Origin of the sequence: Streptomyces sp. NBC_01006, assembly GCF_045162725.1 — a bacterium.
Classification (GTDB): domain Bacteria; phylum Actinomycetota; class Actinomycetes; order Streptomycetales; family Streptomycetaceae; genus Streptomyces.
Map to the genome: position 1 here is coordinate 897,604 of NZ_CP108700.1, position 12,411 is coordinate 910,014.

General features: G+C 72.2%; 9 protein-coding genes. 5 read left to right on the forward strand and 4 right to left on the reverse strand.

Annotation, left to right across the window (positions count from 1 at the left end; all coding sequences use genetic code 11):
* The first annotated feature begins 101 nt into the window (after positions 1-101).
* From OG509_RS04045 to OG509_RS04060, 4 genes are read left to right on the forward strand one after another with little or no spacing between them, the layout of a single operon-like run.
* Positions 102-836 (forward strand): chain length determinant protein, encoded by a 735-nt coding sequence (locus tag OG509_RS04045; RefSeq protein ID WP_406180170.1) that lies wholly within the window; start codon positions 102-104, stop codon positions 834-836.
* Positions 833-2,311: an oligosaccharide flippase family protein gene (locus tag OG509_RS04050; RefSeq protein ID WP_406180172.1), complete on the forward strand. Its 1,479-nt coding sequence runs from the start codon at positions 833-835 to the stop codon at positions 2,309-2,311. Before OG509_RS04045 ends, OG509_RS04050 begins: the two co-directional genes overlap by 4 nt.
* 5 nt (positions 2,312-2,316) lie before the next feature.
* Positions 2,317-3,435, forward strand: a complete 1,119-nt coding sequence (locus OG509_RS04055; protein WP_406180173.1) for a hypothetical protein — start codon at positions 2,317-2,319, stop codon at positions 3,433-3,435.
* A 56-nt stretch (positions 3,436-3,491) separates the two neighbouring features.
* The gene (locus OG509_RS04060; RefSeq protein WP_406180175.1) at positions 3,492-4,298 is read left to right on the forward strand and encodes a glycosyltransferase family 2 protein; all 807 of its coding nucleotides are present in this window, start codon (positions 3,492-3,494) and stop codon (positions 4,296-4,298) included.
* 13 nt (positions 4,299-4,311) lie between these two features.
* On the opposite strand, the gene OG509_RS04065 is transcribed toward OG509_RS04060, so the two are convergent.
* Together OG509_RS04065 and OG509_RS04070 are read right to left on the reverse strand one after the other, a co-directional pair.
* Entirely contained in the window at positions 4,312-5,274 is a 963-nt protein-coding gene (locus OG509_RS04065) for a glycosyltransferase (RefSeq protein WP_406180176.1), read from the reverse strand.
* Entirely contained in the window at positions 5,226-7,244 is a 2,019-nt protein-coding gene (locus tag OG509_RS04070; RefSeq protein WP_406180177.1) for an O-antigen ligase family protein, read from the reverse strand. Before OG509_RS04070 ends, OG509_RS04065 begins: the two co-directional genes overlap by 49 nt.
* A gap of 95 nt (positions 7,245-7,339) precedes the next feature.
* On the opposite strand from OG509_RS04070, the gene OG509_RS04075 reads away from it, so the two are divergent.
* On the forward strand, positions 7,340-8,029 hold the full coding sequence (locus tag OG509_RS04075) for a hypothetical protein (RefSeq protein WP_406180178.1): 690 nt from the start codon (positions 7,340-7,342) through the stop codon (positions 8,027-8,029).
* A 14-nt stretch (positions 8,030-8,043) separates the two neighbouring features.
* Here OG509_RS04075 and OG509_RS04080 read toward each other — a convergent pair whose 3' ends face one another.
* Positions 8,044-9,090 (reverse strand): glycosyltransferase, encoded by a 1,047-nt coding sequence (locus tag OG509_RS04080; protein WP_406180180.1) that lies wholly within the window; start codon positions 9,088-9,090, stop codon positions 8,044-8,046.
* The gene (locus OG509_RS04085; RefSeq protein ID WP_406180182.1) at positions 9,087-12,386 is read right to left on the reverse strand and encodes a DUF4082 domain-containing protein; all 3,300 of its coding nucleotides are present in this window, start codon (positions 12,384-12,386) and stop codon (positions 9,087-9,089) included. The genes OG509_RS04080 and OG509_RS04085 overlap by 4 nt, the downstream gene beginning before the upstream one ends.
* Positions 12,387-12,411 lie beyond the last annotated feature (25 nt).

The following is a 12,411-nucleotide window of genomic DNA, read 5'->3' on the forward strand; positions in this document are numbered from 1 at the left end:
ACCGCACCACCGCAAGAACCGAACAAGAGCAAGAACCGTAATCCGCACATGAAGAGAGCGGCGGCGCGTGGACGACACGCCGCCGCCGCGAGGGGGAGACCATGGATCTCGCGGAGATCTGGCGGGTCATGCGCAGGCGCTGGTACGTGCTGCTGCCCGGACTGCTGCTCACGGCCGCGCTCATCGCGGGCGTGTACGTGCTGGTCCCGGTGGAGTACCGGTCGCAGAGCACGGTGACCCTCCTGAACTCGAAGAAGGCCACGGTGGCCTTCGACGGCAACCCCTTCCTGAGCACCCAGGCCTCGCTCACCGGCATGGCCGACGGCCTGGCCCGCAACCTCAACTCCGACGACTCCCGGGCCGACCTCAAGGCCCAGGGCGTGACCGGGGAGTACGAGGCGAAGATCGCCGACAACGCGCAGGGGCCCTTCATGTGGCTGAGCGTCACCGGAACCGATCCGGCCGCCGTCCTCAAATCGGACCAGGTCTTCACCGCCTACGCCGAGAAGCGGCTCCAGGAGTTCCAGTCCCAGCAGTCGGTGACGCCCGAGGCCATGATCCGCATGGCCACGATCGTCCCGCCCCAGAAGCCGGAGGCGCAGACCAAGACCCGGCTCCAGTACCTGATCATGGCGGGGGCACTGGGCTTCGTACTGAGCCTGGTGGCCACCTTCTTCGTGGAGGCGCGGCGCCGCAGGTCGGACGAGCCGGGCCGGCACCGGCCCGCTCCGGCCGAGAGCGCGGAGAGCGCCGAGTCCGACGCTGTGCCCGACGCCGCAGGCTCCGGAGCCGGTGCCTCCCGTACCGCCCGGGCATCCGCCGGAGCCTCACCGTGACCGGGACCGACGCCGGTGTCCAGGCTCCGGCCGAGACCCCGCCCGAGGCACGCTCGCTGGGGCGCAAGGTCGGCTCCGCCGCCCGGTGGAGCCTGGTCAACACCGTGGTCATGCGCCTCGGCAACTTCGTCACCGGCATCATCCTGGCCCGCTTCTTCCTCGGTCCCGAGGCCTGGGGCGTGTACGGGATCGCCCAGACGGTGCTGCTGGTGCTGCTCTCCGCGAACGAGCTGGGCGTCTCCCTCGCCATCGTGCGCTGGGAGGGCGACCCGCGCCGCTTCGCCCCGACCGTGCTCACGCTGAGCGTCGCCTCCAGCTGCCTGCTGTACGCCGTCCTGTTCGCGGCGGCTCCCGCCGTGGCCCGGGTGCTCGGCTCGCCCGAGGCCTCCGGGATCCTGCGGGTGATGTGCGTGTGCGTGGTCCTGGACGGTCTGTCGCAGGTGCCCGCCGGATTCCTCACCCGGGAGTTCGCGCAGGGCAGGCGGATGGCCATCGACGGCGTCAACTTCGTCCTCAGCACCGGAGTGACCCTGCTGCTGGCCGTCCGGGGGTGGGGCGCGATGAGCTTCGCCTGGGGCTCCGTGGCAGGCAACGCGGCCGCCCTCCTCGGATGCTGCCTCGCCGCGCCCGGCACCCTGAAGTTCGGCTGGGACCGGGAGCAGGCGAAGGCGCTGCTCCGCTTCGGGCTCCCGCTCGCCGGGGCCAGCATGCTCGCCCTCGGCGTCGTCAACGTGGACACCATGGTGGTGGGTTCCGCCCTGGACCAGCTGGCCCTCGGCTTCTACGTGCTCGCCTTCAACATCTCCGGCTGGCCCGTGCGGATCATCTCCGAGGCTGCCCGCCGCGTCTCCTTCGCCGGGTTCTCCCGGCTGGCCGATTCGCCCGGGGCGCTGGCCGGCGGCTTCGGCCGCGCCCTCGGTGTGGTGATGACGGGCACCGTCCCGCTGTGCGTGCTGCTGGCCGCCCTCGCCGCGCCGATCGTGGGGCTCGTCTACGGAGACCGCTGGCTGCCCGCGGCCGCCGCGCTGCCCTGGCTGATGGCGCTGGGGCTCGTACGGATCGGCTGCGAGCTGGCGTACGACTGTCTGGTGGCCATCGGCCGGCGCCGCTCCCTCATCGGAGTCCAGGGCCTGTGGCTCGTCGTCCTCGTCCCGGCCCTGGTGATCGGGGCCGGCGCGGGCGGGATCGTGGGGGTGGCCCAAGGGCACGTCCTGGTCGCCTGCGCCGTCGTGGTGCCGGTGTTCCTCTACGCGCTGCACCGCGGCGGCGTGGCCTTGCGGACCGTGGCACGGGCCTGCGCCTGGCCGTTCCTCGGCGGCGCCGTGATGGCCGTCGTGGTCCTCGGCCTGGAGCGGGTCCTGGGCGACGGGGTCCTCGCGCTCCTCGCGACCGGGGCCGCGGGCACCCTCTGCTACGTCGTGTGCATCCTGCCGAGCCGCGGCTTCCTGCGCGGCTCCGCGCCGGCAGGGGGGTAGCCGCCGTGGCACGCGACCGGAGGCGCCTCGTGGCCTGGCTGCTGACAGGGCTCGTACTGGCCGTCGTACTCGCGCTGTACGACGCCGACCGGACCGGGATCAGCGAGCCCACGGCCGGGCCCTCCGCGGGGCCGTGCCCGGACAGCGCCCTCCAGTGCCCCGGCGCCACTCCCCCGCCCGAGCCCGCCCCGTCCGCCTCGCCCTCCGCGGACCCGTCCGCATCGGACGGTCCGGGTCCCTCCGCCAGTACGGCTCCGCCCTCGGCCATGCCCCCGCCGGGCACGAGCCCGGGGCCCGGAGGCCCTTGCTCCTCGCCCGGCGCCTGCGGATTCCCCGACGCCCGCACCACCGGCCCGCGGATCGCGCTGGAGCGGCACGACACGGGCAACATGTCCGTGAAGACCGACGGCATGGTCATCAAGGGCTGGGACATCCGCGGTTCCCTGGACGTCTACGCCAACGACGTCACCGTCATCGACAGCCGGATCACCTCCACGAACTGGTGGGGGATCAACCTCCGCCCCGGCTTCAGCGGCCTGCGCGTCCTGCACACCACCATCACCGCCGTACCGGGCAAGGGTCCCGACAACGGCGGCGTCGACTACGCGGTCTCCAACATGGGCGGCAGCTCGATCGAGGTCGGCTGGTGCGACATCTCCGTGTTCGGCAACGCCCTCTCGATGGGCCAGGGCGAGATCCACGACAACTACGTGCACGACATCGTCCCCTTCCGCAACCAGGGCGGTGAATGGCAGCACACCGACGCCGTCATCAGCGGCGGCGGCAACAAGGGCCACCTCACCATCCGCCACAACACCCTCCTGAACCCCGTCCCCGTGCACCAGGGCGCCAGCGCCGCCGTCGGGCTCTTCGCGGACACCGGCAACGTCTCCTCCGTGGTCGTGGACGGCAACTGGCTGGCCGGCGGGGCGTACGCGCTGTACGGCGGCGGGCCCGGCGCGACCGGCATCCAGGTCACGGACAACGTGTTCTCCGCCGAGTACCACGTGAACGCCGGCGCCTACGGGCTGGTCGCCGCCTGGAACGCGGGCGGCGCAGGCAACGTGTGGCGCGGCAACCGTACGGCCGACGGCCGGCCCGTGGACCCCGAGCCCGCCCCTTGAACGACCTGCCGATCCGACGATCCGACACACCCCGACGATCGCACCGAGAGGACATCATGCGCCGCATCGCCCGAGCCCCCTGGGAGCTGCTCAAGCGGGCCTTCGGCTGGCTGGTGCTCTTCGAGGCCAGGAACAAGGTCCTGCTCGCCCCTTCCGCCGTGCGGTTGCGGTTGTTCGAGGACGCCGAGACCGCCCGGCTCGCCGCCGTCCTGGGCGGGGCGCCGACCGCCCTGGTGGCCACCGTGATCGCCACCCACCGGCGTCCCGAGGAACTGCGCGCGGCGGTCCGCTCGGCTCTCGGGCAGAGCGTCACCGACCAGGTGGTCATCGTGGTCGACGACGGCGCCGGTCTTCCCGAACTACCGCAGGATCCACGGCTGTTCGCGGTGTCGCTGGCACGCAACACGGCCACGGCCGGAGTCGTGCGCAACGTGGGGATACGGCTGACCCGCTCGCGGTACGTGGCCTTCCTGGACGACGACAACCTGTGGGAGCCCGACCACCTGGAGCAGGCCCTCGCGGTGCTGGAGCCGCCCGGCGGGCCCGAGGCCGTGTACACCGCGCTGCGCCGGGTGCTGCCCGACGGCTCCGAACGGGACGTGCTGTCGGTGCCGTTCAACCGCCGCCGGGCCGCGCACGAGGCCTTCCTCGACACCAACGCCTTCGTGGCGCGCCGCACCCGGTCCCTGTACTTCAGCCGGCTGCGGCGTACCCCCGAGGTGCTGCCGCGCGAGGACTGGGAGCTCGTACGCCGCTACGCGCGCCGCAACGAGGTCCGGCACGTGCCCCGGCCCACGGTCCGCTACCTGGTCAACCCGGAGAGCTTCTACACCGCCTGGGACGGGCAGACGCCCACCGGGTGACCCGGCTTCCGGCTCAGGGGCCGGGTGTGGCGCGCAGTGCGGACGGGCTGGCCAGGGCCCGCGCCGCCGCCAGGCTCGCCGGCCGGCCGAGCGCGGCGCGCGAGGTCTCGCGCAGCAGTACGGCCCCGCGGAAGGCGGCGGTAGCCGCCGCTCCGTGCCGGCGGCCGTAGAGCCGCACCCGGTTGAGGGTCAGCAGGGTCCACAGGCGGGGCGAGACCTGCGAGTCCCCGCCGAGGTGCACCGCGGAGGCTGCGGGTTCGAGCCGGGTGGCGAAGCCGCGGTCCCCGGCCCGCAGGCAGTACTCGGTCTCCTCCGAGTAAAGGAAGAAGGATTCGTCCCAGGCGCCGCAGGCGTCCAGGCAGTCCCGGGAGAGGGCCATGAGGGCGCCGGTCGCCCAGTCGGCGACGGTCGCCCGCTCGTACGCGGCCGGGTCGGTGACCAGCTCGCTCCAGCGCGGGAAGCGCCCGGCCCGGCGGTTGCCGATCACCGCCTCGCCCAGGGCCCGCGTCACGCGCGATTCGCGGCGCAGCGAGTGCTGGAGGGTGCCGTCCTCCTCGTGGAGCAGCGGGACGCTGATCCCGACGCGGCGGCCGCCGGACAGGGGTGCGTCGAGCGCGTCGACGAGGAGTTCGGCGCAGCCCCGCCGCATCCGGATGTCCGGATTGCACACGAGGGCGGCGCGGAAGCCGCCCTCCCACGCGGCGGCGGCCTGGAGGGCGGCGTTCACCCCGGCCGCGTACCCGGCGTTGCGGCCGGTCTGGACGAGCGTCGCCCCGGGGGCCAGCGAGCGGACGACGTCGACGGTGTCGTCGGCGGAGTCGTTGTCGGCGACGACCAGGCGCCAGTCGAGCCCCGCCATGCCCTCCGGGAGGGAGGCGAGGAAATCGGGCAGCACCCGGGCGCTGTTCCAGGTGACGACGAGGACGGCTACGGGACCGGCGCTGCGAGATCGGTCCGGGTGGCGGCGGGAGGGCATGCGGTCTCCACGGTCGGGGGCTTCGGCGGCGCGCCGCGCCGGATGAAGCCGAGGTAACTGCCTCCGGCGGCGATCGTCAGGAAGAACATCCCGGCGAACATCGGGAAGCTGAGGGCGTCGAAGGTGGCGCTGCTGACGAGGGCGACGAGGGCGGAGGCGAAGAACGCCTGGCCGAGCTCCCGGTCGGACTCGGCGGCGGCGAGGCGTCGGATGGCCCCGCCCTGGTGGATGCCGGTGAGAAACAGCGCCAGGAGGGCGAGCAGGCCGAGCAGGCCCATCTCCGCCAGGGTGAGCATGTACTGGTTGTCGGTGAAGAAGTAGAGGTCCGGCGTGAAGGTCCCGAGGCCCCGCCCGAACAGCGGGCGCTCCTCCAAGTAAGGGACGATCGCGCTGTACTTGACGGTACGGGCCTGGGTGCTGCTGTCGGAGTTCGACAGGAAGGACCCGAAGAGCGTGGTGATGGTGCCGATCAGCCCGGGTACGGCGACCTTGAAGCAGGCCACGGAGCCGAACAGCAGGCCGATCGCGGTCCAGCGCCGCTGCGGCTTCCACCGCGGCACCATCACCAGGACCACGATGAGCACCCCGATGATGGAGGTCCGCGACACGGTCAGCGGCAGGGCTCCGCCCATGAGGGCCACCGGCCCCCAGCGCCGCCGGCGGCTGAGGTGGCTGCGGACCGGGTCGAAGGCCTGCTGGACGGCGAAGGGCAGCATCAGGGCGAGCATGCCGCCGAACTCCAGCGGCTGGGCGGTGGTGGAGCGCGGCCTGGTGAACGCCCCTCGGTCGAGCGTGGTGATCTGCGCGACGCTGGAGTGGAGCCCGGGGATGCTGATGTGTTCGGCGATGTTCGTCGCGGTGAAGAAGTCGTAGTAGCCGATGGCGGCGACCACCGACCCCATCACCACGGCCCGGCGCAGCAGGACGTCGAGGCGGGCCCGGTCCTGGATGCCGGCCGAGACCAGTACGACGATCGACACCCAGACGAGCAGTCCGATCAGGCCGCGGTCCGCGCCGAGCACCTCCTTGTGGGTGCTGCCCCGCGTGGCGTTCGCGAGGTACGAGGCCAGGACGGAGACGGCCAGCAGCCACGTCACGACCCGGGGCAGCCGGGTGCCCGCGGCCGGCCGGATCCGGCCGGTCAGCCAGGTCGCCAGGTACCAGAACAGGCCGAGGAGGGCGAACACGTTGGCCGGGGTGCCCACCCCGCCCATGCCCGGGAGGGTCAGGTTCGAGGGGATGAAGAAGGCCAGGCCCAGGTAGCCGGTGAGCAGCGCGGTGGCGTCCGGCTGCCGGCCCGGCAGCCTCCTGCGGACGCGCGCCCTGGGTGCGCCGACCGCGGCGGCCGCCTCGCGCCTGCGGCGGCGGGCCACCAACAGGGTCTCCGTCACGAAGGAGAGAGTGAAGCCGGCGGTCACCCCGGCGATGACCACCCCCAGCACCTGCTGGTAGCGGCTCTTGAGCTGGGGCACCGGAGTCTGCGGCAGCACCACCGGGGCCGTCTGGACGAAGTACGCGGGCTGCACCTTGGCCGCCGCCTGGAGCGCGTTGAGCTGCTCGCCGGCGAAGGTGGTGAGCGTACTGGTCTCCTTGAGCACCTTCGCCCGGTCGGTGCCGGTGACGGTCAGCGTGAGCATCGGACCCGAGGTGTTCGCGGCGAAGCCGACCGTGTACGGGTCGCTCACGCCGAGGCCGTGCAGGTCGCGTGCCGCGTCGGCCCCGGACAGGGTCCTGATCAGCACGTCGGCGGTGACGACCAGCGAACCGCCCGCGTTGGAGATGGGGTTGCCGAAGGCGGGGGCCAGTTCGGCCACCGCGGTGGAGTCGAGCAGCGCCACCGAACTCTGCGACTGGTACGCCACGGGCACCGAGCGGTACAGGTGCAGGCCCGCGAGGAGTCCGATCACCGTCAGGGGCACCATCACGTACCAGCGGCGCCGCAGCACCGCGGCTATCTCACCGATGCTCACGAATGCCCCCTTGCGCCTGCCGGAACCGATGGCGGGCGGACCGGCGTCCTGGAAAGATCGAACGCGACGGAAGGAATCCTGTGTCGCCTGGTGAGTTGTTCCGCACGCTTCGCCGCCGCTGGTACGTCCTGGTCCTGGTGGCGGCGCTCGCGGCCGCCGGGGCCGTGCAGGTGCTCCGCCCCACCCGGACCTATGTGAGCTCGGCGATCGTCGTGCTCAAGCCGCCGGTCACCGGCAGCCAGCCCAATCAGCTCGCCAACCTCCAGCCGTCGCTGGCCGCCGTGTCGTACGCGGCGGTGCAGCAGCTCGAATCGCCTGCCGGAGCGGCCGAGTTGCACGCCGCGGGGGTCGACGGCACCTACCGGCTGATGCCGCGCAACAGCGGCACCAGCGTCACCCCCCGCTATCTGATCCCCTCGCTCCAGGTGCAGGCGGAGCACGCTGATCCGGCCGCCGCCAACCTGGCCGTACTGAAGGTCGTCGAGGCCTACACGAAGCGCATCACGGCCATGCAGGCCGAGCAGCAGATCCCGGAAGCGGCGCGGATGAGCGTGACCCTCCTCGTGCCGCCGACCGCTGTGGCGCAGACGGGGAGCAAGAGCCGCGCACTGGCCGGGACGGCGCTGCTGGCCGGGGTCTGCGGGGTGGCCGCCGCGCTGTGGACCGATCAGCTCGTGACGCGCCGGAACCGGCGCCGGCGCGAGAGCGCCGACACCGGTCCGGGGGACGAGGGCGAAACCGAGAGCCGCGTCCTCGTGACCGCGGCGGCCGCGGCGGCCCGCTGAGTACTGCTGGTTCATCAAATCCCTCGGCGTTTCCAGGACTGCCACCAGAGCCACTCGCGCCCCCGGTCGGCGACGGCCGAGAGGACCAGCGGCTGGAGGTACGGCATCGCGCGGGCCCCGATCCGCCGCCGCCAGCGCAGCGCCCGGTACTCGGGGAGCCCGGTGTACTGCGGCAGGCACTCGGCGGCGAACTCCTCCAGCTCCTCGACGGGCACCACCCCGGTGCGCCCGCGGTCGTACGCGCGGTAGGCCCGCCTCAGCGCGTACCGGGCGAGCCGGGTCCGCGCCAGGGCCGACAGCCGGCCGGCCTCCGGGAGCAGGCCGGCGCACTTGTCCAGGACCGAGTCGAAGGCGACGAGGCGCTGGCGCAGGTCGTCGAGCTGCCCGCCGAAGTCGGTGGTGGACATGTTGTTGCCGTGGACCCGGTAGAAGGCCTGGTCGGCCCCGCGGACGTAGCCCACGTCGGCGTGCGCCGCGAGCCGCATCCACATCTCGATGTCGCCGGCGTGCGGGAGCTCCGGGTCGTAGCCGCCGACCTTGCGCTGGAGGCTGGTACGGACGACCACCTCGGGCGAGGTGATGCACCCGGTGCCCTCCCGGAACCGCCGCTCCAGCCACCACCGGCCGGGGTAGACCACCGAGCCGGTGCTCCGGGTGCGGGCCGCGGGCAGCGGTCCCCCGTGCTGGAACCGGAGCGGCCGGCCGTACGCGAAGCCGGCCTCCGGGTGGGCGTCGAGCAGGGCCGCGGCGCGCACCAGGGCTCCGGGGACCAGCCGGTCGTCGGCCGAGAGCAGGGCGACGTAGTCCCCGTCGGCCCACTCCAGGAGGCCCTCGTTGTAGGTGGCGATGTGGCCCTGGTTGCGCTCGTGGACCCGGACCTCGATCCGCGGGTCGGCGGCGGCGAGGGCCCGTGCGACGTCGGCGGAGTCGTCGGGCGAGGCGTCGTCGATGATCAGTACCCGGACGTCGACGCCCGGCTGCTCGTCCAGGACGCTCTTGACGCAGTCGGCCAGGAAGTGGCCGTACTTGTAGCAGGGGATCACCACGCTGACGGTGCTCACTGGCCGCTCACCTCCGTCGAGCCCTCCGCCGCGAGGCCGTTCGGCGCCGTGGTGGTGAAGACCGGGCCGACCCAGTAGTTCACGGAGCCGAAGGTGTTGGTGGGGAAGGCGGTGGAAGCGCCGTACTTGTAGAGGCCGTTGGCGCCGCCGCTGCCGTCGGCCGGGGCGACCAGCGGGTAGGAGCGGTGCGCGGCCGTGAAGTAGCCGCCGTCCACGGAGTACTTGCCGTTCGGCGCGTGGTAGGAGGCCACGTAGCTGGTGCCCGCGGTGATGGGTACCGGGGTGGCGAAGTGGAGCTGCTGCCAGCCGGACAGGGTCTCGCTGCCGAAGGTGCCGGTGGCGAGGAGGGTACCGTCGGCCGACCACAGGCTGCCGGTGTGCGTACCGGTGTTCCCGGGGCCCTTGTAGAAGGTGATGCCGGTGACGTACCCGCCGACCGCGGACTGGAAGCGGGTGCCCAGCTCCACGGAGTTGGTGTCGTCGCCGACGTTGGCGGTGCTCGGCTCGGCGGTGGGTCCCCACAGGGTGCAGGGGCAGTTGACCGTGGGCGGGCTGGCGCTGGTGGTGAAGGTCCAGGTGACCGGCGCGGCCATGGTGTTGCCCCACAGGTCGGCGGCCTGCACCGAGGCCGTGTAGGTGGTGTTCAGCACCAGCTCGGTGGACGGGGTGAAGGTGGCGCTGTTGGAGGCGGTGAGGACCTTGCTGCCCGGGACGGTGGCGCCGCCCGGGTCCTTCAGGGCGAAGGAGAGGGTGTCGGAGTCGATGCCCTCGCTGAAGGTGGCCTTGACCGCGGAGGTGATCGCGGCGCCGGTCGCCGCGGACTGCGGGGTGATCGAGGTGACGGTGGGGGGCGTCGTGCTCGCGGTGGAGGTGTCCAGGACCGCGTCGACCCAGTAGTTGCTGCCGGACGCGGCCGTGGACGGGAATCCGCCCGTGGCGCTGTAGCGGTAGACGCCGTTGCCCCCGTCGGTGCCGCTGCGCAGCGCGGTCAGCGGGGCGAGCCCCGCGTCGGCGGAGGCGAAGGTGTTGTCGAAGGAGTACCCGCCGTGCGGGGCGAAGTAGGAGGCGACGTAGGTGGTGTTGGCCTTGACCGGGACGGGTGAGGAGAAGTTCAGCTGCTGCCAGCCGGACGCCGTCTCGTTGGTGAAGGTGCCGGTGGCCAGGCGCTGGCCCGAGCTGCTCCACAGGCTGCCCGTGTGGGTTCCGGTGTTGGCCGGGGACTTGTAGAAGCGAACTCCCGTGATCGAGCCGGGCGCCGAGGAGCGGATCTTCACGCCGAGTTCGACGGCGCTGCCGTCACCGGCGTTGACGGTGCCCGGTACGGCCGCGGCCGGCCAGACGGTGCAGGGGCACTGCTGGGGTCCCACGGTCAGCGGCACGGTGGTGGTGGCGCCGATGTTGACGCTGTCGTCCACCGCGCGGACCTTGATCTGGACGGGTCCGGGGGCGGTCGGGGTCCACTTGTAGTTCCAGGACCCGACTCCGGTGGCCGCCTTCCAGGTGGTGCCGCCGTCGGTGGAGACCTCCACGCGGGCCACCACGCCGCCGCCGCTGTCGGTGGCGGTGCCGGTGACGGTCACCGGGCGCAGTGCGGGGACGGTGGCGCCTGCCGCCGGGCTGGTCACGGTGATGGCAGGGCCGGTGGTGTCCGTGGAGGCGCTCGCCGCGACGAGGTTGCTCTGCAGGGACTTGGGCTGGACGCCCATGTCGGCGAAGACGTTCACCGTGGCCTGCTGCATCCGCTTGTCCTCGGTGACCACCGTGTCGTCGGGGTTGCCCGTCGGCATGTTGGTCAGGCCCCAGGACCACTGCACGGTGCCCGCGCCGAAGACCAGGGCGTGCGAGGTCGGGTCGCGGAAGGCGACCAGGCTGTGCGTCGCGGTGCCGTTCCCGTACGTGTTGCCGTAGTCGAGCCGGAGCTTGCCGTCGTTGATGTCCACCGTCGTGGAGGACATCGCGATCTGCCCGGGCGGCCGCGCCGCGTCCTCGACGTCGCTGTCCCATTCGTAGCCGAGCGTGCCGGTCGGGAAGGTGGCGGTCTGGGAGGGGGTCAGGTTCGCGACCGTGGTGCCCCGCCACAGCCGCATCTTGGCGAACGCGCCGGGCACGGTGATCGCGTCGCTGCGGTAGCCGTTCACGCTGAACAGCGAGCCGGTCAGCTGGTTCTGCGGCTGGTACGGCCGTCCGTTCGTGGAGCTGGCCGGGTCCATGAAGGTGCCCGTCCAGATCCCGCTCGGGTCCGGGATGCCGTTGGGCTGGGGGAAGGAGAGCTTGGTCTCCTTGTAGCAGACCAGCGTCCGGTTGGCGGTGGCCGCGCCGTCGATGCTGGGTGCCAGCCGGGTCTTCCAGAAGACCTCGTTGCCGCTGAAGTACGTCTGGTGGACCCCGGCGCGCCGCGCGTTCAGCGCGTTGGTGAACTGGTCCTGGGTCCAGTACTCGTCGTGGCCCGAGGACATGAACACCTTGTGGTTGCCCAGCTGCGTCGCGCCGCGTGTCGACATGTCGATGCCGGACATGTAGCTGACGTCGTACCCGTTGCGCTCCAGCCAGGAGATCATCTGGTACTCGGACCCGTAGATCCCGTTCTCCCCGCCGATGTCCATCGGCCGGTTGTAACTCACCTCGTACGCACGGCCGTCGGGCGCCGGTCCCCCGCCGTCGTACAGGTCCTGGCCGCCGTAGTTGTTGTACGCCTGCCAGGTCTGGTCGCTGGTCTGCACGACGATGTCGGAGTGGCTGGAGTCGTTGCGGACGACGAACGGGTACGGCATCACCCCGTTGCCGTCCGCCTGGTCGAGGTTGGCGATGTACAGGCCGGACACGGCGTCGGCCGGCACGGTCCACGTCGCGGTCACGGGCCAGTTGCCGCAGTCGACCAGGCCGGTGGCCGCCTTGGTGGTGCAGCTGCGCGGGTTCCCGCCCGCGGGGAAGTTCGCCGGGTAGGTCTGGGCCGCCTGCGCCGCGGTCGACATCAGGCGGGCCCCGTCACCCCCGTAGTGGCCCAGCCGGTAGACCGACACCCGGTACGGGGTCGGCGACTGCACCTTGAACTGCACGGTCTCGCCCGCCTGGACGCTCATCTGGGCGCTGAAGCCCTTGATGTCCCCGTAGGCGCTGGGCGAGAACCAGTCGGACATCGGCGTGCCCGGCTTGGAGTTCTCGCACACGATCGCGTTCGTGCCGGGACCGCAGGGGTCCGCCGCACCCGCGACCGACGACGGAGGTAAGACCGTGGCCATCAGGGCGGCGACCACGGTGAAGAGGCCGTACCGGAGCAACCTTGTCCGTCTGTTCATCTGTACCTCTTTTTTGTGCGTCGGC

What these genes read in the sequence shown, in the direction of transcription:
- OG509_RS04045 (WP_406180170.1), top strand. Translation starts at nt 102, where the DNA reads ATGGATCTCGCGGAGATCTGGCGGGTCATGCGCAGGCGCTGGTACGTG.
- OG509_RS04060 (WP_406180175.1), top strand. Translation starts at nt 3,492, where the DNA reads ATGCGCCGCATCGCCCGAGCCCCCTGGGAGCTGCTCAAGCGGGCCTTC.
- OG509_RS04065 (WP_406180176.1), bottom strand. Translation starts at nt 5,274, where the DNA reads ATGCCCTCCCGCCGCCACCCGGACCGATCTCGCAGCGCCGGTCCCGTA.
- OG509_RS04085 (WP_406180182.1), bottom strand. Translation starts at nt 12,386, where the DNA reads ATGAACAGACGGACAAGGTTGCTCCGGTACGGCCTCTTCACCGTGGTC.